Source organism: Nonomuraea sp. 10N515B (assembly GCF_052245915.1).
Classification (GTDB): domain Bacteria; phylum Actinomycetota; class Actinomycetes; order Streptosporangiales; family Streptosporangiaceae; genus Nonomuraea.
Genome location: NZ_JBQQBQ010000091.1, coordinates 1 through 20,900, shown reverse-complemented (window position 1 = coordinate 20,900; position 20,900 = coordinate 1). Strand labels below are relative to the sequence as shown.

The following is a 20,900-nucleotide window of genomic DNA, read 5'->3' as shown; positions in this document are numbered from 1 at the left end:
CCTCACCCTGATGTACGATATTCCATAGATTAATGGAGGAATGGAAGATGGACGCAACCCCCGCCCAGGCCAAGGCCCGGCTGTACGAAGCGTTCGCCGCCAGCGGCAAGGCGCTGGCCAGCGGAAAGCGCCTGGAGCTGCTCGACCTGCTCGCCCAGGGCGAGCGCACCGTCGAAGCCCTGGCCAACGCCGCCGGGCTGAACCTCACCACCGCCTCGGCCCACCTGCAGACCCTCAAACAGGCCGGCTTCGTCACCACCCGCCGCGACGGCGTGCGCATCCACTACCGGCTCGCCGGCGACGACGTCGCCCAACTGTTCGCACTGCTGCGCAAGGTCGCCGAGACCCACCAGGCCGCCGTCCCGGTGGCACGCCAGGCCTACCTCGGCGAGGACGGCGCGGACGAGGTCACCCGGGAGGAACTGCGCGAGCGCGCCCAGGCGGGCGAGGTGGTGGTGCTGGACGTGCGGCCGGTGGAGGAATACCTGGCCGGCCACATCCCCGGCGCCGTCTCCATCCCGGTCGCCGAGCTGGCCGAGCGGATCAGCGAGCTGCCCGAAGGCTGCGAGATCGTCGTCTACTGCCGCGGCGAGTACTGCGTGCTGGCCTACGACGCGGTCCGGCTGCTGACCGACCGCGGCCGCCGGGCGATCCGCCTGGCCGACGGCATGCTCGAATGGCGACTGTCGGAGCTGCCCGTCGATGCCGGAGCACCGGCATGACCACCCACCCGGCGCCGCACGCCCTGCCGCATCCGGGGCTGGCCGACGGGCCGGTCTACCTCGACTACAACGCCACCACCCCCGTCGACCCGCGCGTAACCGAACAGATGGCGGCGCACCTGGGCGCCCTGTTCGGCAACCCGTCCAGCAGTCACCCCTATGGCGAGCGGCCCCGTGCGGCACTGGGGCACGCGCGCGAGCAGGTCGCCGCTCTGATCGGCGCCCGTCCGGGCGAGATCGTCTTCACCGCCTCCGGTTCGGAGACCGACCTGCTGGCCCTGCGCGGCGCGGTCCTGGCCGCCGGCCGCCCCCGCCCGCACGTGATCACTCAGGCCACCGAGCACCCGGCCATCCTGGAAACCTGTCAGGTGCTGCAGCGCCTGTACGGCGCCCGGGTGACGGTGCTGCCGGTCGGCCGCGACGGCCTGGTGGACCCGGCCGCGCTGGCCGCCACGCTGGACGAGGAGACGGTGCTGGTGTCGGTGATGGCCGCCAACAACGAGACCGGCGCCCTGCAGCCGCTCCCCGAGCTGGCCGCCCTGACGCACGAGCACGGAGCACTGCTGCACTGCGACGCCGCCCAGACCGCCGGCAAGATCGCGGTGGACGTCGAGGCGCTCGATGTGGACCTGTTGACCGTGGTCGGGCACAAGATGTACGCGCCCAAGGGCATCGCCGCCCTCTACGTCCGCGACGGCGTCGTCCTGGAGCCGGTCGTCTATGGTGGCGGCCAGGAACGCGGCCTGCGCGCCGGCACCGAGAACGCCGTCCTGGCCGCCGCGCTCGGCACCGCCGCCGACCTGGCCGCCCACGACCTGGCCGACGGCGAACCCGCCCGCCTGGCCGCCCTGCGCGACGACCTGCACCGGCGCCTGTCCGAGCACCTGCCCGGGCGGGTGCACCTCAACGGCCCCGACCGGCAGCGGCTGCCCAACACGCTGAACGTCAGCATCGACGGCGTCCGCGGCCACGACCTCCTCACCGCCGCACCGCAGCTCGCGGCCTCCACCGGCTCAGCCTGCCACAGCGGCACCCACACCCCCTCCCCGGTGCTGACCGCCATGGGCCTGGACGCCGAGCGCGCCCTGGCCGCGGTGCGGCTGTCCCTCGGCCGCTGGACCACCGTCGCCGACATCGACACGGCCGCGACCGCCCTGATCAAGGCCGCCGCCTGACCCTGGCTGAGCAGACCTGCCCGTCCCGTGTGAACCCGACCCCGCAGGAGAGGCATGACCGACCACACCCCAGCCGAGAACACCTCCGACACCACCCTCGAGAGCCCCGCGTCCGGGACCACCGCGGCCGATGCCGCCGCACCGGGCGCCATCGCCCGCGGCACCCACGGGCAAGGCCTGGCCACGCGCAGCGTGCACGCCGGCGAACGCCGCGACGGCGAAGGCGCCATCCATACCCCGCTGTACGCGCACTCCACCTTCGCCTTCGACTCCACCGCCGACCTGCTCGACGTCGTCGAAGGCCGCACCAGCGGCACCCTCTACACCCGCTACGGCCTCAACCCCACCATCCGCTCCCTGGAGGACAAGCTCGCCGACCTGGAAGGCGGCCAGCAGGCACTGGCGTTCTCCTCCGGCATGGCCGCCGAAGCCGCCACCTTCCTGGCCCACACCCGCACCGGCGAGCACATCGTGTGCCTGGGCGACGTCTACGGCGGCACCTTCGAACTCCTCGGCGCCAACCTGCCGCAACTCGGCATCACCGCCACCTTCCTGCGCGCCGACGAAGCCAACCGGCTCGGGCAGGTGCTGACCGACCGCACCCGCATCGTGTTCTTCGAAACCCCGTCCAACCCCACCCTGGACGTCTTCGACATCGCCGCCCTGTCCGCCCAGGCCCGCGCCGCCGGCGCGCTGACGGTCGTCGACAACACCTTCGCCACCCCGGTCAACCAGAACCCCCTCCACCACGGCGCAGACTTGGTCATCCACTCGGCCACCAAATACCTGGGCGGCCACTCGGACCTGACCGCCGGCGCCCTCATCGGACCCGCCGACCTCCTGGCCCCCATCGCGATGTGGCGCAAGAACCTCGGCCAAGTCATCGCCCCGCAAGCCGCCGACCTGCTGGCCCGCTCCATCCGCTCCCTGCCGGTCCGGGTACGCGCCCAGAACGAGACCGCGACCGCCGTCGCCGCCTTCCTGGCCGCCCACCCGCGCGTGCGCCGCGTGCACTACCCCGGCCTGGCCACCGGCGAAGCCAAGAAGATCGTGGAGGTGCAGATGCGCGGCACCGGCGGCATGCTCAGCGCCGTCCTGGACGCCACCGCCGAACAAACCGCCGCCGTGGTGGACCGGCTGCGCCTGTTCGCCATCGCCCCCAGCCTCGGCGGCGTGGAAAGCCTCATCACCCAGCCCATCACCACCACCCACCACGGCCTCGACCCCGCCGAGCGCGCTAAGCGTGGCATCGCCGACAGCATGATCCGCCTGTCGGTCGGCCTGGAAGACGCCGACGACCTCATCGCCGACCTCGCCCAGGCTCTCGACGCCTCCTAACCTCTGCACAGCACCGCACCCGCGAACCACCGCCGCCTGGCGGCCCGGCCTGGCCAGCTCTGCGGAGCAGGCCCGGCGCCCGGGCGACGGCCTTCTCAGCGAAAGAACCACCCTGTGACCAGCACCACCCCTGCCCCGCCCACCACGACATCCCCGCACCCGCAGGCGCAGCGCCGCATCCTGACCGTCCTGGTCATCTCCCAGATCCTCAGCGGCGCCGGGCTGGCGGCCGGCATCACCGTCGGCGCCCTGCTCGCTCAGGACCTGCTCGGCTCCACCGGCCTGGCCGGCGTGCCCAGCGCCATGTTCACCGCCGGCTCCGCCCTGGCCGCCGTCGCGGTCAGCCGCATCTCCCACCACCGCGGCCGCCGCGCCGGCCTGGCCGCCGGCTACCTCACCGGAGCCATCGGCAGCGCCGGCATCATCGCCGCCGCCGTCACCGGCAACGCCGTCCTGCTGTTCCTTGCCCTGTTCGTCTACGGCGCCGGCAGCGCCACCAACCTCCAAGCCCGCTACGCCGGAGCCGACCTCGCCACCCCGGCCCATCGAGGCCGCGCCGTCTCCACCGTCCTGGTCGCCACCACCCTCGGCGGCGTCGCCGGTCCCAACCTCGCCGCCCCCACCGGCAACCTCGCCCACGTCCTCGGCATCCCGCCGCTGGCCGGTCCCTTCCTACTGGCCGGCGCCGCCTACGCGCTGGCCGCCCTGGTGCTGGCCCTCTGGCTACGCCCAGACCCGCTCCTGCTCGCCCGCACCCTGCACACCACCCAGCAGCAAGCCGAGCCCGGCACGACCGGCACACCTGACACGACCGGCACGCCTGGCGGGCCCGATCAGCTGCACCGCGCGGCCGCGCGACGGCGGAGCCCCGGGGTGCTGCTGGGCACCCTGGTCATGATCCTTACCCAGCTTGTCATGGTCGCGATCATGACGATGACCCCCGTGCACATGCACGACCACGGCCACGGCACTGCCGCCTCCGGCCTGGTCATCGCCATCCACGTGGCCGCCATGTATCTGCCGTCACCACTGAGCGGATGGCTGGTCGACCGCTACGGCCGCCTCACGATCGCCTCCGCCTCCGGCCTCACCCTGCTGGCCGCAGGGATCGTCGCCGCCACCGCGCCCGGCGACTCCGTCGCCCTGCTGGCCCTCGCCCTGGCCCTGCTCGGGCTCGGCTGGAACTTCGGCCTCACCTCCGGAACCGCCATCATCACCGACGCCGTGCCCCTGGCCACCCGCGCCAAGACCCAAGGCATGGTCGACGTGGCCATCTCCATCGCCGGCGCCACCGGCGGCCTTGCCTCCGGCCTCATCGTCGCCGCCACCGGCTACCCCCTGCTCGCCGTGGCCGGCGGCCTCCTCGCGCTGGCCATCCTGCCCGCCATTGCCGCCACCGCCCGCAGCCGATGAACCGCTGCCACCCGCCCGGCGCCGAAGCGAACCTGACCGTCGAGGGCACCGGCCTGCTCCGCGCCGGCCGCTGCCCGCAGACCACCACCGCGCACGCCGGGATGTCGGCGGCCTGACCGGCGAGGTCACCGACCTGGACGACGTCGCCGCCGAGGCCGAGTTCACCCGGGCCATGGCGAGTACTCACCGACCACCTGGAGGTATTGCGGATCAGGGTGACGCCGCAGAACATCGCCACCCCGACGATCATTCCGCCGCCGATGGCGACGATGCAGGGTCGTTCGTGGATTCCGTAGAGGGCGTGGGTTGCGTGAAAGCCGCAGGTCAGCGGGTGACTGTCGTCGACACCTCGGCGAGGCGGCCGGTCTCCTCGTTACTCAGTGTGATCTTCATGGCCCCGGCGGCCTCCTTGGCGTGGTGTGGCTGGGAGGCGCCTGGTGTGGCGACGACGGTGTCGCCGTAGTAGGTGATCAGCCACGCCAGCGCGACCTGGCCGATGGTGGCCCGGTGGACGTCGGCGATCTTGCGTAGTTCGTCGATCAACGGGGCGGTGCGGTCGAGGTTTTCGGTGGAGATGCCGGTCATCATGCGGCGCATGCGCGGCAGTGTGGCGACCAGATCGGGGTTGTCGTGGAGTTTTCCGGTCAGCATCCCGCTGCGCAGGGGCACGTACGCGATCAGCGTGATATCGAGCTCTCGCGCGGTCTCCAGGACGCCGTTGGTCTCGATCTTGCGGTGCAACAGGTTGATCTGCACCTGGTTGCCGGCCAGCGGAATTCCGTGTTTCGCCAGTTCCTTGTGCGCGATCTTCATCTGCCGGGCCGAGAAGTTGCTGACGCCGACCGAGCGGATCTTGCCCGCGTCGACCATGTGCGCCATGGCCCGCACCTGAGCGCGGATCGACGACAAGCCGCCGTAGCCGGCGTGGATCTGGTGCAAATCGACGGGGAAGGGCGCCAGGTTCGTGATCCGGTCGCCGATCGTGCGTTCGATGCTGCGCGCGGTCCGGCCGAACGGCGTCCACTTGGTGGAGACGGTGACGTCCCCCGGTGTCATCCCGGCACGGCTCAGCCCCGCGGCGAGGCTGCGTTCCGACCGGCCTGCCCCGTACGCCTCGGCGGTGTCGAACCAGGAGATACCGCTGTCCAGGGCTGTCTTGATGATGGCGTCGACCTGTGACTGTGGCAGTGCCGGCCAGAACGTGCCGGCGCCTCCGCCGGAGAACTGCGAGCCGCCCAGGCCGATGGGCGAGATGGGGATACCGGTGCGCCCGAGCTGTCGAGTAGACATGAGAAAAGTGTACGTCATTACGAGACATAGACATCTCGCCATGAGGCGTTAACATGGTCGAGTGGTGAAATCGGATGCGGGGATGCAGCGGACGCGGTCGGCGATCCTCGACGCCGCCGCCCGGGCACTGGGCCGACGGCCGGACGCGGCGATCGCGGAGATCGCGGACGAGGCCGGTGTGGGACGCGCGACGCTGTACCGACATTTCCCGACGCGGGAGTCGCTGCTGCGCGGCGTGGCCGAGGCCGGGATGGCCGAGCTCGCGGAGGCCTTCGCGGCCGCGAACCTCGACGAGCTTCCAGCCGACCGGGCGATCACCAGGATCATCGCTGTGTACCTGCGTAACGGCGCCAAATACGCGGCCGTGATCAGCCAGGCCGACCAGTTTTGCGACGCTGCCGACATCGAGCGCGCGGGCCAGCCTATCCGCGAGGTCATCGCCCGCGGCATCCGCGACAAGGTGCTACGCGACGACCTGCACGAAGACATTGTGCTCGCCATGTTCTCCGCGATCGTGGAACGTGCCCTCTGGCTGACCGTCGGCGAAGTCACGACGCCCGAGGAAGCAACCGAGGCTGCCGTGACGATCTTCCTCAACGGCGCACGGCAGCCCAGCTAGAGGTCTACACCGGGGCTGAGCATGCTGAAGGCCGCCGCTCACCATGTCACGGGCGACTTCATGGACCCGTAGACGCTGTGGGTTGCGCGGAAACGGAGGTCCTCGGCGGGAGCGGCCAGCGCGAGGTTGGTGAAGCGGAGTAGCGGGGGCGGGATGGCGGCGCGGATTTCGGTACGTGCCAAGGGGCGCGCCGAGATGGGTTTGCGGGTGATGTCGAGCCGGTCTCCGTCGTGGAGGAAGCGTGGGTCACGGTTGGCTGGACAGCGCGACCACGACTTGGTCGCCGGTGTGGATGCTCTGCCCGCCTATTTCCACGTCCTGGGCGGCGCCGGCTACGCCTGTCCGCCGCCGCACCTGGCCACCGAGACCTTCGCCGGCTCGCCGCTCTCGCGCAGCTTCGCCATCTCCGGGGGGAGACCGACGCTCTTGCGCGCCCTGTACGGCGATGCTTCCGTCGTGCCAGTCCTCGAAAACTTCCCGTTCTGATCAGCCTCCGCACTGGCGGGACAGGTCGTCAAAGCGGGTGAGTTCGTTGTCGGTGAGGCGGAGGTCGAGCACTGCGGAAATCTCTTCGGCTTGATGAGGCTTGGACGCGCCGGGGATCGCGACCACGGTGTCCCCGTAGAACTGCACAAGCCAGGCCAGCGCGACCTGTGAGGGGCTGGCGCCGTAGGCTTGGGCGATGGCGCGCAGTTCCTCGATCAGCGGACGGGTACGCGCGAGGCCTTTGTCGTTGAGGCCGAGCATCCGTCGTTGCACGAGCCCGGCACCGGCAGCCCGGCTCGGATCGTCGTGGAACTTGCCGGCGAGCAGGCCCGACCTCAGCGGCATGTAGGCGATCAGGGTGACGCCGAGGCGGCGGGCGGCGTCCAGCATGCCGTTGCGGTCGATCTTGCGGTGCAGCAGGCTGATCTGCACCTGGTTGCTGGCCAGCGCCAAACCTTCCGATCGCAGGATCTCGCTTGCCTTCTCCATCTGGCTGGTGGAGAAGTTGCTGACCCCGACCGCCGAGATCTTGTGTTCCTTGGCCAGGGTCGCCATGGCCCGTACCTGACTGTCCAGGCCGGACACCGAACCGTAGGGAAAGTGGATCTGGTAGTCATCGATCGGATAGCCCTGTAGCGCCGCGAGCCGGTCGTCCACGCTCCGGACGATGTGGGAGGCGCGGCGTCCCACAGGCGACCACTTGGTCGCGATCATCACCTTGCCGGGCCCGACGCCCAGGGCGTGCAGCGCCGTGGTGATCGCCCGTTCGGCACGGCCCTGGCCGTACAACTCGGCGGTGTCGAACCAGTTGATCCCACCGTCGAGCGCGGCGCGCACGATGGACTGAACGGTGTCCTGATCGGGACCCTTTCCGTCTTCCTTGCCCACGTCGGCGAACTGCTGACTTCCCAGGCCAATCGGGGTGATCTCAAAGTCTGTTGTGCCCAGCCGTCGTGTGTTCATCGAACCTCATTCCATGGTCGCAGGCGTATGCCTCAGGTGCGGGTTTGGCGCCGTTCGGCGCAAATGGCGGGAATAGCTGGTCCAGCTTGGCGAGCGTGTCCTGGTCGAGGGGCGTGGTCATTGCCCGCAGGCGGAAGATCCGGGGAATCCGTGGGGCGGGAGCGGGGGCAGGGTGACCGTAGAGGGGCGTAGCCCCTCGGTGAGCAGGGCGAAGTAGCGGCGGCGACCGGCGCCCGCGGGATCGCCGGGATGGACCGTGGCCATGGTCATGACGATGACCGCCACCACATCGGCGACCTCTAGCTCCGGTCGCACCACCTCTGCGTCGATGGCGCGGCGGAGCAGAGGCTCCAGGGAGCGCACGAAGCGCTGACCGGTTTCGGCGGCGAACGCCTGGAACTCGAGGGCGAGAGAGTGAATCACCTGCCGCCGGATGAGCACCTCGATAGCGGTCTCGAGCGCGCCGACGAGATCCCGCCACGGATCGTCGGTGTGCACCGTGGTCATGGGCTCGATCTCGGTGGCCAGGACATGGTCGAAGACGGCGCGGATGAGCTGGTCGCGATTGCGGAAGCGCCGATACAGCGTCATCACGCTCACCTCTGCTCGCTCGGCGATCTCCTCCAGCGTTGCTTCCGGCCCGATCTCTTCGAACGCTGTTACCGCGGAGCCGACGATCCGCTCGTAGTTACGGGCAGCGTCAGCTCGCAACCCCCGCTCCTGCCTCGTCATCGTGTCACCAGGTCACGTGCAGCGCGTGCACCCCATAGACAGGGCTGAAGACCCGGAAATCGGGTTCAGCGTCCGGTTCGGCCAGCGCGAGGCCGGGGAAGCGCTTGAGCAGGGCCGGGAACGCGATGCGCATCTCCATCCGCGCCAGCGGCGCCCCCAGACAGTGGTGCACCCCGTGGCCGAAGGCGACATGGCCAGGGGCTCCCCGCGTGATGTCGAGCGTGTCGGGATTGTCGATGAGGGCGCGGTCGCGGTTGGCGGCCAGCGGCGAGGGGGCCACGACCGAGCCGGCGGGGATGGCATGCCCGGCGATCTCCACCTCTTTCGTGGTCGTGCGCAGCAGCGAGGGCACGATGGACAACCAGCGCAACAGCTCCTCGACGGCGGGCTCGATCCGCGCGGGATCGTCGCGGATCATGGCCAGCTGGTCCGGGTGCCGTAGCAGGGCCAAGGTGCCCAGGCCGAGCATGTTGGAGGTGGTCTCGTGCCCGGCCAGCAGCAGCAGGCTCGCGATGCCGATCAGCTCGTCGGTGGACAGGTCGTCGCCGTGCTCGCGCACCAGCATGCCCAGCATGTCCTCGCCCGGATGCGCCTGCGCCCGGGCGACCAGGCCGGCCATGTACGCCCGGTCCTCCAGCCGCGCAGCGTTGCGCTCCTCGAGCGGCGATGACAGGTCCAGCAGGCGCGCGGCTCGGTCCTGGAACTCCTCCCGATCGGCATACGGCACGCCCAGCAACTCGCAGATCACCATCGAGGGCACCGGCAGCGCGAAATGCGTCACCAGATCGGCTGGCTTGCCCGCCCGCTCCAGATCGTCCAGCGCCGACTCGACGATCTCGGTGATCCGCGGCTCCAGCCGGCGCATCCGGCGCACCGTGAACTCCGGCGTCAGCATCCGCCGCAACCGTGTGTGCTCCGGCGGGTCGAACGCGATCAGGTTCCCGGCCCGCATCTGGGCCTGCTCCTCCTCACTCATATCGCTTACGCCCGGGAACGGTGTGTGGGCATTGCTGAACCGGGCCCCATCGGAGAACACCTCCCGGACATCGTCGTAACGCATGACCAGATATGCGGGCACCCCGAACGGCGTCATCTGCCGCACCACACCCTGGTCCTCTCGTGCCCGGCCCAGCTCCTCGACCGGGTCGAACCCGTTGCGCCGCATCTCCAGCGGCAATTCCGGCATTTCCGTCATCATCTGTGCACCCCATCCTCGGGATCGTGGGAGACGTTTCCCACATTGAAATAAGTGAAAGGCCACTAACATTTCCTGGGCCGAGCTTGCCGCGGAGGGCTTGACCGACCCGGCACGAGCCGGATCAGGGAGCGCGCCCGGCCGGCGCGGTGTGCGAAGGCACTGGGCGCCATAGCCCCGCAGCCGGCCGACGCTGCAACCGCCCGCAGGCTGGCGCTGGCCGCAGCAGCGTTGGTGAACTCCCAGCGGTAGGCCATCAGCGGCGAACCGGTCTGCTCGTCCAGGGGGCAGGGAATGCTGCCAAAGTAAGGCCCGGAGTCGCTCGCTCGCTGCGGGAGATCGGCAGGGAGGACTCGTTGGGCCCTGGCCGGCGAATGCAGCGAGAACGTTCGGGATCATGCGCCCATCGCCGCTCACATCAGCAGGAGCGTCTTACCGACCGTTGTCCTGGCCTCGATGGCGGCGTGGGCGTCGGCCGCACGTTCCAGCGGGAACGTCTGGCCGACCACCGCTCGCAGCCGCCCGGCCGCGGCCTCCTCGAGCGTGGTGCTCCCCAGCTCGTGCATGATCGGACCGAGTTCGGCCATCATCTGCGGCAGGCCGAGCACGGTGACCCCCTGCGCCGCGAGTGCGGTGGTGTCGGTGTATCCGCCGCTGGCCGCGCCGTACACCACGAACCGCCCACCAGGCTCGACCAGAGACGTCGCCGCCGTGCCGATCTCGCCGCCTACGCAGTCGAACAGCACGTCGACGGCCGCGCCGCCGGCCAGGCTGCGAACCTGCTCGGTCCAGCCAGGCTGGGCGTAGTTCACCGCGCGCGCTCCTGCCGCGCGTACGGCCGGCAGCTTGGCGTCGCTGCCGACTGCGCCGATCACCTTGGCGCCGGCGTTCACGCCGAGTTGCACCAGAAGGCTGCCCAGGCCGCCGGCCGCAGCCTCGACCAGCACCCACTCGCCCGGCTTCGGGGCGGCCAGCCGGAACAGGCCAATCGCCGTCCGGCCGTCATCGAGCAACGCCACCGCGTCGGCGGTGGACACCGATGCCGGGATCGGGATCACACTGTCGGCGACGGCCACCGCCTTGTCCGCATAACCGCCCGAGCCGCCCGTCTGGGCGATCACCCGTCGACCCAGCAGGGCCGGGTCGACGTTCGGGCCGACCGCACTGATCACCCCTCCGACGCCGTTGCCGGGCACGTACGGCGGGGCAGGCAGCGGGAACCCTGCCGGTGAGCGTCCGGCCCGCACCTGGGTCTCCGCGAACAGCACGCTCGCCGCTTCGACATCCACCAGAACCTGACCGTCGCCAGGCTCTGGATCAGGGGCCTCACCGGGAACCAGTACCGACGGAGCCCCGAACTCGGTCAACCAGATCGCTCGCATAGATCGTCAGGGGAGCGGCGCCCGTGCGGGTCCATTCCCCGTCCTCCTTTCACATCCGTGTGTCCCAGTTCGGACAGCGTTGCTGGAGAACTAATTGCTAGTTGGCTAACACTTAAGGGCCCATGTTACACGATCACAGGATGCATCAGACTCGCTATGAGATATTTATGTCTCATGATGAATGATCGACATCGAGGTGCGACCGACCACGAGATCGTCCCGCTGAGCCTCGGCGGCCAAGAGCTACTACGGCCCGGCATCGCCGGAGACTGTACGCGCGACGGTCCGCGCGCCTGCTTCCGTTGTTCTGCGGCGGCGGGCGTGGCGAGCCTGGGCGGCACGGCGGTCTCCGACTCGTAGCACCGACGCGAGTTGCTCCCAGGTGATCCCGGCTCGGCGGACTGGGCGTCACGGAGCTGTTTGAGCTCTTGGACGCCCGGGCCTTGGAAGGCGATGGTGATGGCGGACTCAGTGGCGTGGTGGGTCGTGTGCCAGACCTCGACGGCCACACGGGCGGCAGCGTGGATGCGGCCGCGTAACCGGATGAGCTGCACTGGTCGCTGGTGCGGTCCAGGCCGTCGATGGTGAGGTAGCACAGGAACGGGCCCGGGGCGGCGAGCGTGCCGTCCGGAAGCCCGGTAGCTAGTGCTTCGCGGATCTTGGCCCGGGTCGGCGTTGTTCATGGGACGGCAGCCGAGCCAGCCATCCAGACGGTGAGGAACGGTGTAGTCGGGAGCCTTCGACGCCGCGACCCTCGACGATTTCCTCGCCCGCGTCTTCACACCCAAGACCACCGCATAAACGAACCCCCACCGCATCACGGCATCCGCAGCTGAACGCCCACACACAGAGCAGGCACGTGCAAGGGGTCAGGTGGCTCTGCATGGAGCCAGAGCGTAGGCGCAGACTTCGGGCACGTGTGCGGCTCGACCGTCATGAGCTGGACGACGGTGATCATGACCGGTGTGGGACTGGCACAATTCAGCACGTAATCGGTCACGTTGATCATCTGGCCTGACCGCTGCTGATATCCGAGGGCGCCCCCCACCGCGCTGTGCGATGTGTGGCGCCCTCGCATGCCTGGAGGCACCTTCATGCCGGTCAGTTTCCTCACCGCGGAGCAACGCAGCCGATACGGCGTCTTCAACGCCGTGCCCGACATCGCCCAGCTGGGCGCCTTCTTCCACCTGGATGCCGATGACCGGCGCCGGGCGATGGCCGCCAACGGCGCGCGCAACCAGCTCGGCTGGTCCGTGCAACTGGGCACCGCACGGTTCTTGAACTGCTTTCTGGACGATCCGGAGGACGTTCCCGCCGTGGTGGTCGACTACGTCGCCGAGCAGCTCGGCCTGCAGGCAGCCGACCTGAAGGGGTACGGCTCCAAGGAGGCCCGTTGGGCTCATCAGGAGCAGATCCGCACCGGTTACGGCTACACCGCTTTTGCGGGCGAGCAGTGGTTCGCGCTGGCCTGCTGGCTCTACAAACGGGCCTGGACCACGGGCGAGCGCTCGATCGTGCTGTTCGACCTGGCCACCCACCGTCTGGTGGAGGCCAAGATCCTGCTGCCCGGCGTCACCACCCTGGAGCGGCTGATCGCCGCGCTGCGCGAGCGCGTCGCCGCTCGCCAGTACGCGCTGCTGGCCGCCGCCCCTAGCCCGAACCAGGCCGTCGTGCTGGAGAACCTGGTCAAGGTCGAGGAGGGCCGGCGGGTCTCCCGGCTGGACCGGCTGCGCAAAAGCCCCACCGACGTCAGCGGCACCGGCCTGGTCAAGGCCCTGGATCGGCATGTGGAACTGCGCGACCTGGGCGCGGCCGGCTGGGACCTGAGCGCGGTGCCGCCAGGCAAGATCGCCGCGCTGGCCCGCTTCGCCCATGCCGCCCGCGCCCAGGCCGTCGCCGAACTGGCCGGCGACCGCAGACTCGCCACCCTGGTGGCCTTCGCCGCGACCATGGCCCCCCAGTCGGCCGACGACGCGGTCGAGGTGTTCGACCTGGCGGTCGGCGACCTGCTGCGCACCTCGGCGTTCAAAGCCGGCAAGGAGCGGATGCGCACCCTCAAGGACCTCGACACCGCGGCGATCGTGCTGCGTGAGGTGTGGTTGAAGATCCGCTCCGTTGCTGAGATCCCCGACGGCGACATTCGCGCCGCCCTCGATGAGATGGATCTGGCCGCCATCGGTGCCGCCGCCGATGCCATCGGCGACATCGCCCGCGAACCGGATGAAGATTTCCAAGAAGAGTTGCTGGATCGCTACGCCACCGTCCGCCGGTTCCTGCCCAAGCTGCTCAAGCACCTCGACTTCGACGCCGGCGCCGAGCAGAGGCCCGGGCAAGGGGTGCGGCGCGGCCATGAGGTGCTGGCGGCGCTGGACTTCCTCAAAGCGATCGAGCGCCGCCGCACCGACATCGACCCCAGCGAGGTTCCCGCGGGCGTGCTGTCCTCTGCCTGGTACCGGCGCGTCTTCCCCAAGCGTGGTGAGCTGGCCGGCACCTTCAACAGACATGCCTACACCGTGGCGGCCGTCGAGCGGCTGCGCGAATCGCTGCGCCGCCACGAGGTGTTCGTGCCGGGCCTGCGCAAGTGGGGCGACCCCACCGCCGGGCTGCTGAAGGGCGCCGAGTGGGAGCGGGCCCGGCCCCGCATCTGCGATGAGCTGAACCTGTCCCCGCAGCCCGGCACCGACGTGGAGCGCTGGGCCGGCACGCTGGACTTCGCCTACCGCCAACTGGCCGCCGGCCTGTCCGGCGAAGACGACGGCCGCAACGACTGGGTCCGCCTGGCCAGGGACGAAGATGGCAAGGACCACCTGGTGCTCACCGGCCTGGACCGCCTGGATGAGCCCGCCTCCCTGACCACGCTGCGCGCCGACATCGACGCCCGCATGCCCATCGTGGACCTGCCCGAAGCCCTGCTGGAGGTGCACTCCTGGACCGGCTGCCTCGACCACTTCACCCACGTGTCAGGAGATGCGCCCTCCCGCAAACAGGACATGACCACCTCGATCGCCGCCGTCCTGGTCGCCCAGGCCATGAACGTCGGCATGCGGCCGATGGCCGCCGAAGGCGAACCTGCCCTCGCCCTGGACCGGCTGTATTGGGTAGAGCAGAACTACCTGCGCGCCGCCACCCTCACCGCCGCCAACGCCGCCCTCGTCGAGTTCCACGCCGGCCTGGAACTGGCCCAAGCCTGGGGCGGCGGCGAACTCGCCTCCGCCGACGGGCTGCGGTTCGTCGTCCCGGTCAAAACCATCAACGCCGGGCCCAACACCAAATACTTCGGAAAGGGAAAGGGAGCCAAGGGCGTCACCTACTACAATTTCACCTCCGACCAGTTCACCGGGTTTCACGGCATCGTCATTCCCGGCACCCCAAGGACTGGTACTACATCCTGGAAGGGCTTCTGGATCAGGAAACGTCGCTGAAGCCCACCGAGATTACCTCCGACACCGCGGGCGCCTCCGAAATCGCGTTCGGCATCTTCCGGCTGATGGGCTGGCAATTCTCCCCGCGCCTGGCCGATGTCGGCAGCGCCACCCTGTTCCGCGCCGACCCCGGCGCCCACTACGGGTCCATCGACGCCCTGGTCCGCAGCCGGGTCAACATCAAGCTGATCAACGACTCCTGGGATGATCTGCTGCGGGTGGCCGGATCGCTGCTGGTCGGCGCGGTCAAGGCTAGCGAGCTGTTTCGCTACTTCGCCGGCGGCGGCACCCCCACCCCCATCGGGCGCGCCCTGATGGAGCTGGGCAAGCTCGATCGCTCCACCTACCTGGCCAGCTACTACGACGACGAGCTGCTACGCCGCCGGGTCAACACCCAGCTCAACCGGCAAGAATCCCGCCACACCCTGGCCCGCAAAATCTTCCACGGCCAAAAAGGCGAACTCCGGCAGAAATACAAAGAAGGCCAGGAAGATCAACTCGGCGCATTGGGATTTATGACCAATGTCTGCATTCTATGGAACACCGTCTATACGGCCCGCGCCCTGGAAGAAATGCGAGCCGAGGGTAAGAAGATCTCCGCCGCCGACATCGCCCGACTCTCGCCCCTGGGCTTCGAGCATCTCAACATGCTCGGCCGCTACAGTTTCTCCCTGCCCGACCTGGTCCGCGACGGACAACTGCGGCCGCTGCGCACACCCCCGCCCGCCGAGTAACCCCCCTCGCATTCAGCGCGCCGGATGCTCCCGGGCCGGAAGGCCCTCGGCGAGCATCCGGCGGACCTGCTCATGCGAGAACCCGGCGCTCGTACCGATCTTGCGCAGGCCCCACCCCTCACCCCGCGCGTCCGCCATCGCCACCATCAGCGCCGCGCCCGTCACCTCGTCCAGCATCGCGCGCAGCTCCGCCAACCGGCGCAGCCGTACCGCAGGCGCCAAGTCGGCGATCTCCCGGCAAAACCCATCAACATCAGCACGCAGGAACGCCACACCCTCAGAATCCGCCATCGGGCAAGACTGGCCTGGTCAGACCTACAGCGTCAACAGATGTGACACAAAGCCCGGTTCGCCGTTCCACTCCTACTGGCAGGCCCTTACGGGCCGGCGCCGTCTCCGCCCGTAAGGAGCCAGCCCCCGTGGAACTCGGCATCCTGTCCCTGTCCGACCTGCAGACCGACCCCGCCACCGGCACGCTCCACGACCCCGCCCGGCGCACCCGCGAGATCATCTCCTACGCCATCGCCGCCGACCAGGCCGGCCTGGACGTCTTCGCCCTCGGCGAGCACCACAGCCCCGACTTCTCCGTCGCCAACCCGGCCATCCCGCTCGCGGCCATCGCCCAGGCCACCACCCGCATCCGGCTCACCAGCGCCGTGTCGGTCCTGTCCACCCTGGACCCGGTCCGCCTGCACCAGGACTTCGCCTCCCTGGACCACCTCAGCGACGGACGCGCCGAGATCATCGCCGGACGCAGCGCCTTCCTCGACGCCTTCACCCTGTTCGGCATCGACCCCGCCGACTACGACGAGGTGTTCGCCGAGAAAATCGACCTGCTGCTCGCCATCCGCGACAGCGAGTACGTCACCTGGTCCGGTCGCCACCGCCCGGCTCTGGACCACCTGCCCGTCCCGCCCCGCCCCCAGCAGGCACGGTTGCCGCTGTGGCTGGGCGTCGGCGGCACCCCCTCCAGCGCCGAACGCGCTGCCCGCCTGGGGCTGCCCATGGTCTTGGGTCTCATCGGCGGAGACATCCGCAGCGCCCGCCCGCTGATCGAGCACTACCGCGCCGTCGGCCAGGCCGCCGGCCACGCCCCCGAAACCCTCCGCCTCGGCGTGACCAGCCACTTCTACATCGGCAAGACCTCCCAGGGCGCACGCGCTGACCTCTACCCCTACTACCGGGAGTACCTGCGTCCCAAGACCCCCGGCGGGCGCGGCTGGCTGGTCAGTCCGGAGCAGTACCAGGCCATCGCCGGCCCCTTCGGCGCGCTGATGACAGGCAGCCCCCAGGAAGTCATTGACAAGATCCTCACCGAACGCGAGCTGTTCGGCATCGACCGGTTCATGGGCCAAGTCGACTTCGGCGGCATGCCGCCGCACATGGTGGGCGACTCCATCGAGCTGCTGGCCACCGAAGTCGCCCCCGCCATCCGTAAGGAACTCGGCCTGCCGCCAGGACCGGCATGACCAACGCCACCGACGTCTCCATCCGGTCCCCGCCGCTCCACCTCACAGCCACGCCCACGGTTACAGCCGCAGCCAGCTGCGGCCTTCTATCAGCAATCCCCATTTTTCGAGGAGCAGACCACCATGACCACCACCACCGACCCGTCCTACGTCGACCCGGCTCGGATCAACCCCCGCGCCATGCGTCTTGTCGAGGCGTTCAAGGACGCCCTGGCTCGCCTGCGCGATGAGGAGGGGCTGACCTTCGACGACCTCAATGCGGTCGCCGGTCTCCTGCAGCAGATGCAGGCGGCCACCGGCGCCCCGCTGGCACTCCTGGCCATGCCGCTGTACAGCGAGCTCTTCCAGGGCGGCCAAGACGGCTACACGCCCGGCGAGGACGTCGACAGCCCCACCTTCATTCCCGGCTCCCCGCGCATCGACAACCCCGGCACCCTGCCGATGCGACCGGACGAACCCGGCACCCCGCTGATCGCCTCCGGCCGGGTCCTGGACGGCCACGGCAAGCCGCTCGCCGGCGCCAAGCTGGACATCTACCACGCGGCCAACAACGGCAACTAGTCCGGGGTGTTCGACGACGGCGTGCCCACCTACAACCTGCGCGGGCACCTGCTCACAGACGGCGACGGCCGCTACCGCTTCACCACCATCACCCCCGTCGCCTACGCCGAGCCCCACGTCGCAGCGGTCGAGGGGGTCGCCGAAGCCGCCGCGGCCGTCGGACGCAGTCTCTACCGCCCGGCTCACATCCACTACGAGCTCCACCACCCCGACCTGCTCACCCCCTGGCGGGGCGAGATCTACTTCCGCGGAGACCCGGTGATCCCCGTCGACTTCGTCGGCCCGAAACTGGCCCATCCCGCCCTGCAGGCCGACACCGTCCTGCACGAAGACATCAACGACATCTCCGCACACGGCTTCCAGAGCCCCTACAGGACCGCCGAGTTCGACTTCGTCCTCAAGACCCGCACCAGTCCCGACACCGCCGCCACGAAGGAAGCGGCATGACCCCCGAGGACGCCACGGCTTGGTCGCTGGTCCGGCTGAACCACGCCTTCTTCCACCACTACGACCGCCGCGACTACGAGGCGCTGCTCGAGCTGTTCACCGCCGACGCCCTGTACGAGGTGCATGGACGGAGCCTGCGCGGCCACGCCGAGATCCGCGACGTGCTCAACGCCCGTCCCGGACCCGAGCTGACCGTCCGCCACCTGGCGACCAGCCAGCATTTCCACACCATCACCGACACCACCGCCCACGGAACCATCTGCGTGATCACCTACGCCGGCCCTACCCCCACGGGCGAAGGCCCCGCTTACTATCCGGCCGAGAACGCCGGACACATCGTCGAACTGACCGACCACTACCGGACCGAGAACGGGCACTGGAAGATCGCACATCGCACAGCCGCCGCGATTCTCAGCCCGGCGGCCAACTAATCAGCACCTATCTGGTCCACGAAGAGCAGGGCCGCCCAGTGGTGCATCTGTCGCATGAGCCGGTCTACTCAGTGCGGCGGCCGACGCGATGATGGCCGACAGCCTGCCCACTCAACTGCCCGAGGACCCGGAAGAGCCGCTCCGCAAGCTGCTGGAGTCGCTCCACACGGCGCTGCGTTCCCACCGCGATGACGCCCGGCTGGAGCGGGAGGGCTTCACGTTGGCCAGGCCGCCCCAACTGGCGTTCGCCGAAGTGGTCAACGCCGCCCAACGGGCCACCGGGCGCAGCACGAAGGAGGCGATGGACACCGCGGTCTCCTCGGACGTGCGCGCACCGAGGCCGAGGCCGATCGGAGAGCGCAGTCGGCCCAGTTGCTCCTCAGACACGCCGGCTTCGGGCAGGAGGCGCAGGCGTGTGTCTGGGTGCGCCGAGATCCCATCGCGCCGGTGTAGCCGGCGGGCAGGTCGAGTGCCGGAAACGGCCAGTGACGTGACCAGGTTAGGGAACAGGGCGATGCTCGTCCCGGTGATCGCGAAATTCTCCACTGCCCGCACGGCGTGCACGTCGTAGTAGGCGTCAGCCGGGACCTCCTTGTCTCCCGCCAGGTCGTGCTCCACGCGTTTGGCATGCGCCATCTGATGCTCCTCGTCACTGCCAGCGGACGTAAGCCGAGATGCCGGCCCGGAACCCCTTGACAGGCCACCAGCCTCCCGGCCCTAGTGCTACCGGATCAACATGCAGAATGTAATATATTGCATATAGGATGAGTTTCATACCTCTGAGACCCGGCGCGAAGTCAAACGCTGCCGTCGCGAAACCCCGCCACACCCCGGCCGAGCCCGAGGCCACGGCTCTCCAGAAGGAACCCGTACAGTGACCATCCGCACCACGGAGATCATCGGCATCCTGGGCGGCATGGGCCCGGCAGCCACCGCCGACTTCTACGCCAAGCTGGTGTCGATGACACCGGGCTCCAGCGACCAGGACCACCTCCGGACGGTCATCTGGTCCGACCCCACCATCCCCGACCGCACCGAGGCCCTGCTGGGCGACGGCCCTGATCCCACGCCCTGGCTCCTCGACGGCAGCCGCGTCCTGCGTGAGGCCGGCGCAACCCTCATCGCCATCCCGTGCAACACCGCTCACGCCTTCGTCCCGCGCATCGCCGACCACGTCGGCTTGCCCATCGTCCACATGATCGGCGAAGTCGCCCGGCACCTCACCACACTGAGCCCCCGCATCCACACCGCCGGGCTGCTCGCCACCACCGGCACCGTACGCGCCGGCCTGTACCAGGAGTGGCTGGACCGCTTCGGCATCCGCCTCCTGCTGCCCGACGCCACCAGCCAGGACCACGAGATCATGACCGCCATCCACGCGGTGAAGGCCGGTGCGCGTGACGTCACGGCCACCGAGCCGCTGGCGCGTGCCGCGCGCAGGCTTGCGGCACAGGGTGCACAGGCCATCATCGCGGGCTGCACAGAGATCCCCCTCGGGCTGCCCGCCGAAACGGTCGATGTCCCCCTCATCGACTCGGCGCTGGTCCTGGCCCAGGCCCTGGTGCGCCGGGCCCGAACCGAGCAGGCAACCGGATAGGACAGCGTGAGCGATGTACTGTACGCAATATGTCACTCGACAGCCCCGTCTCCCGCCGACTCCTCAGTGACGAGGTCTTCCACCGCCTGCGCGATGCCATCGTGCGAGGCGAACTCGCTCCCGGGGAGAAGGTCAAGGACGGCGAGCTCGCTGAGCGCCTCGGCCTCAGCCGCACCCCGGTGCGCGAGGCGCTCGCGCGGCTCGCCGACATCGGCCTGGTCGAAGCTAAGCCCGGCGTCTACACCCGCATCACCACCCTCAATCGTCGCGACGTCGAAAAGACCCTCGCCGTCCTGCGCTCCCTCGACCAGTTGGCCATCGAGACAGCCGTGCCGGTCATGACCGAGCGGGACCTACGGTGCATGAGCGAGGCCAACCGCGACTTTGAACGGGCCGTCGCGATCAACGACACCGACGCCGCTCTCGCCGCCGACGACCGCTTCCACGCCGTCCCCATCGCGGCAGCGGACAACCCCGTGCTCAGCCGGATCGTCGAGCAGCTCCACCCCCAGATCCACCGCATCCTCTACCGCAAGTTTTCGACCCTCCTCGGCGGCCGCAACACCATCGAACATCACGAGCAACTCATCGACGTCTGCGCTGGCGGAGACGCCCGCGCCGCCGCCGAACTCTCCGGACAGCACTGGTCCGAACTCGGCGGACACATCAACCAGCTCTTCGACGCCAACCAGTTCATGCAAGCCGCGATCGCTTAGCGGGACCGGGTCGCACCCCACCGCCGCCACCGCATGCCCTGTCCACAAGTTCTGGTCGAAGAGAGCCGCCATCTCGCAGTCGTGGGGGTATCACTCTAAGTGTGGAAACGATCACTCTGGGTAGATGATCGAAAGTAAAGATCAACCACACAACATTCGGGGGAATGTGATCATGTCTACCACACAGGGAACCGCCGCTCTGGCCACC

At 69.3% G+C, this 20,900-nt stretch carries 18 protein-coding genes and 2 pseudogenes; 12 read left to right on the top strand and 8 right to left on the bottom strand.

Annotation, left to right across the window (positions count from 1 at the left end):
• Window positions 1-47 precede the first annotated feature (47 nt).
• From ACTWQA_RS53985 to ACTWQA_RS53970, 4 genes are all read left to right on the top strand, one after another.
• Window positions 48-722 carry an ArsR/SmtB family transcription factor gene (locus ACTWQA_RS53985; RefSeq protein ID WP_443166611.1) on the top strand — a complete coding sequence of 225 codons (675 nt, stop codon included), beginning with the start codon at window positions 48-50 and terminating at the stop codon, window positions 720-722.
• A complete protein-coding gene (locus tag ACTWQA_RS53980) occupies window positions 719-1,897 on the top strand; it encodes a cysteine desulfurase family protein (protein WP_443166610.1) in 1,179 nt (392 codons plus the stop codon). Before ACTWQA_RS53985 ends, ACTWQA_RS53980 begins: the two co-directional genes overlap by 4 nt.
• 54 nt (window positions 1,898-1,951) lie before the next feature.
• The gene (locus ACTWQA_RS53975; RefSeq protein WP_443166609.1) at window positions 1,952-3,235 is read left to right on the top strand and encodes a trans-sulfuration enzyme family protein; all 1,284 of its coding nucleotides are present in this window, start codon (window positions 1,952-1,954) and stop codon (window positions 3,233-3,235) included.
• A 114-nt stretch (window positions 3,236-3,349) separates the two neighbouring features.
• Window positions 3,350-4,648 (top strand): MFS transporter, encoded by a 1,299-nt coding sequence (locus ACTWQA_RS53970; RefSeq protein ID WP_443166608.1) that lies wholly within the window; start codon window positions 3,350-3,352, stop codon window positions 4,646-4,648.
• A 324-nt stretch (window positions 4,649-4,972) separates the two neighbouring features.
• Here the strand turns inward: ACTWQA_RS53970 and ACTWQA_RS53965 are convergent, their stop codons facing one another.
• Window positions 4,973-5,938, bottom strand: a complete 966-nt coding sequence (locus ACTWQA_RS53965; protein WP_443166607.1) for an aldo/keto reductase — start codon at window positions 5,936-5,938, stop codon at window positions 4,973-4,975.
• 61 nt (window positions 5,939-5,999) lie between these two features.
• Here ACTWQA_RS53965 and ACTWQA_RS53960 point away from each other — a divergent pair, with 61 nt between their 5' ends.
• The gene (locus ACTWQA_RS53960) at window positions 6,000-6,557 is read left to right on the top strand and encodes a TetR/AcrR family transcriptional regulator (RefSeq protein ID WP_443166606.1); all 558 of its coding nucleotides are present in this window, start codon (window positions 6,000-6,002) and stop codon (window positions 6,555-6,557) included.
• Window positions 6,558-6,595: 38 nt separating this feature from the next.
• Here ACTWQA_RS53960 and ACTWQA_RS53955 read toward each other — a convergent pair whose 3' ends face one another.
• Window positions 6,596-6,739 (bottom strand): hypothetical protein, encoded by a 144-nt coding sequence (locus ACTWQA_RS53955; RefSeq protein WP_443166605.1) that lies wholly within the window; start codon window positions 6,737-6,739, stop codon window positions 6,596-6,598.
• Between the two features lie 70 nt (window positions 6,740-6,809).
• Here ACTWQA_RS53955 and ACTWQA_RS53950 point away from each other — a divergent pair, with 70 nt between their 5' ends.
• Complete coding sequence (locus tag ACTWQA_RS53950) at window positions 6,810-7,043, top strand: hypothetical protein (protein ID WP_443166604.1); 234 nt, start codon at window positions 6,810-6,812, stop codon at window positions 7,041-7,043.
• Here ACTWQA_RS53950 and ACTWQA_RS53945 read toward each other — a convergent pair whose 3' ends face one another.
• From ACTWQA_RS53945 to ACTWQA_RS53930, 4 genes are all read right to left on the bottom strand, one after another.
• A complete protein-coding gene (locus tag ACTWQA_RS53945) occupies window positions 7,044-8,006 on the bottom strand; it encodes an aldo/keto reductase (protein WP_443166603.1) in 963 nt (320 codons plus the stop codon).
• Window positions 8,007-8,123: 117 nt separating this feature from the next.
• Entirely contained in the window at window positions 8,124-8,717 is a 594-nt protein-coding gene (locus ACTWQA_RS53940) for a TetR/AcrR family transcriptional regulator (RefSeq protein WP_443166602.1), read from the bottom strand.
• A gap of 25 nt (window positions 8,718-8,742) precedes the next feature.
• On the bottom strand, window positions 8,743-9,924 hold the full coding sequence (locus ACTWQA_RS53935; protein ID WP_443166601.1) for a cytochrome P450: 1,182 nt from the start codon (window positions 9,922-9,924) through the stop codon (window positions 8,743-8,745).
• A gap of 422 nt (window positions 9,925-10,346) precedes the next feature.
• A complete protein-coding gene (locus tag ACTWQA_RS53930; RefSeq protein ID WP_443166600.1) occupies window positions 10,347-11,315 on the bottom strand; it encodes a zinc-binding dehydrogenase in 969 nt (322 codons plus the stop codon).
• 1,076 nt (window positions 11,316-12,391) lie between these two features.
• Between ACTWQA_RS53930 and ACTWQA_RS53925 the strand changes: the two are divergent.
• Window positions 12,392-15,471 (top strand): annotated as a pseudogene (locus tag ACTWQA_RS53925) (Tn3 family transposase).
• 12 nt (window positions 15,472-15,483) lie between these two features.
• On the opposite strand, the gene ACTWQA_RS53920 reads toward ACTWQA_RS53925, so the two are convergent.
• A complete protein-coding gene (locus ACTWQA_RS53920; protein ID WP_443166599.1) occupies window positions 15,484-15,762 on the bottom strand; it encodes a hypothetical protein in 279 nt (92 codons plus the stop codon).
• 128 nt (window positions 15,763-15,890) lie between these two features.
• Between ACTWQA_RS53920 and ACTWQA_RS53915 the strand changes: the two genes are divergently transcribed.
• The 3 genes and pseudogenes from ACTWQA_RS53915 to ACTWQA_RS53905 all read left to right on the top strand — a co-directional run bounded on the left by ACTWQA_RS53915 (window position 15,891) and on the right by ACTWQA_RS53905 (window position 18,379).
• Window positions 15,891-16,940, top strand: coding sequence for an LLM class flavin-dependent oxidoreductase (locus ACTWQA_RS53915; RefSeq protein ID WP_443166598.1), 1,050 nt, complete (start codon window positions 15,891-15,893; stop codon window positions 16,938-16,940).
• 123 nt (window positions 16,941-17,063) lie between these two features.
• Window positions 17,064-17,948, top strand: a pseudogene (locus ACTWQA_RS53910) (dioxygenase family protein).
• Window positions 17,945-18,379 (top strand): nuclear transport factor 2 family protein, encoded by a 435-nt coding sequence (locus tag ACTWQA_RS53905; protein ID WP_443166597.1) that lies wholly within the window; start codon window positions 17,945-17,947, stop codon window positions 18,377-18,379. The pseudogene ACTWQA_RS53910 and the gene ACTWQA_RS53905 overlap by 4 nt, the downstream one beginning before the upstream one ends.
• A gap of 111 nt (window positions 18,380-18,490) precedes the next feature.
• Here the strand turns inward: ACTWQA_RS53905 and ACTWQA_RS53900 are convergent, their stop codons facing one another.
• The gene (locus ACTWQA_RS53900) at window positions 18,491-19,015 is read right to left on the bottom strand and encodes an XdhC family protein (RefSeq protein ID WP_443166596.1); all 525 of its coding nucleotides are present in this window, start codon (window positions 19,013-19,015) and stop codon (window positions 18,491-18,493) included.
• 238 nt (window positions 19,016-19,253) lie between these two features.
• Between ACTWQA_RS53900 and ACTWQA_RS53895 the strand changes: the two genes are divergently transcribed.
• Together ACTWQA_RS53895 and ACTWQA_RS53890 are read left to right on the top strand one after the other, a co-directional pair.
• Entirely contained in the window at window positions 19,254-19,976 is a 723-nt protein-coding gene (locus tag ACTWQA_RS53895; RefSeq protein ID WP_443166595.1) for an aspartate/glutamate racemase family protein, read from the top strand.
• Between the two features lie 29 nt (window positions 19,977-20,005).
• On the top strand, window positions 20,006-20,692 hold the full coding sequence (locus ACTWQA_RS53890; RefSeq protein ID WP_443166594.1) for a GntR family transcriptional regulator: 687 nt from the start codon (window positions 20,006-20,008) through the stop codon (window positions 20,690-20,692).
• Window positions 20,693-20,900 lie beyond the last annotated feature (208 nt).

Coding starts and splice junctions, on each gene's coding strand:
- ACTWQA_RS53890 (WP_443166594.1), top strand. CDS start 20,006: ATGTCACTCGACAGCCCCGTCTCCCGCCGACTCCTCAGTGACGAGGTC.
- ACTWQA_RS53935 (WP_443166601.1), bottom strand. CDS start 9,924: ATGCCGGAATTGCCGCTGGAGATGCGGCGCAACGGGTTCGACCCGGTC.
- ACTWQA_RS53975 (WP_443166609.1), top strand. CDS start 1,952: ATGACCGACCACACCCCAGCCGAGAACACCTCCGACACCACCCTCGAG.
- ACTWQA_RS53945 (WP_443166603.1), bottom strand. CDS start 8,006: ATGAACACACGACGGCTGGGCACAACAGACTTTGAGATCACCCCGATT.
- ACTWQA_RS53905 (WP_443166597.1), top strand. CDS start 17,945: ATGACCCCCGAGGACGCCACGGCTTGGTCGCTGGTCCGGCTGAACCAC.
- ACTWQA_RS53980 (WP_443166610.1), top strand. CDS start 719: ATGACCACCCACCCGGCGCCGCACGCCCTGCCGCATCCGGGGCTGGCC.
- ACTWQA_RS53930 (WP_443166600.1), bottom strand. CDS start 11,315: ATGCGAGCGATCTGGTTGACCGAGTTCGGGGCTCCGTCGGTACTGGTT.
- ACTWQA_RS53900 (WP_443166596.1), bottom strand. CDS start 19,015: ATGGCGCATGCCAAACGCGTGGAGCACGACCTGGCGGGAGACAAGGAG.
- ACTWQA_RS53965 (WP_443166607.1), bottom strand. CDS start 5,938: ATGTCTACTCGACAGCTCGGGCGCACCGGTATCCCCATCTCGCCCATC.
- ACTWQA_RS53985 (WP_443166611.1), top strand. CDS start 48: ATGGACGCAACCCCCGCCCAGGCCAAGGCCCGGCTGTACGAAGCGTTC.
- ACTWQA_RS53920 (WP_443166599.1), bottom strand. CDS start 15,762: ATGGCGGATTCTGAGGGTGTGGCGTTCCTGCGTGCTGATGTTGATGGG.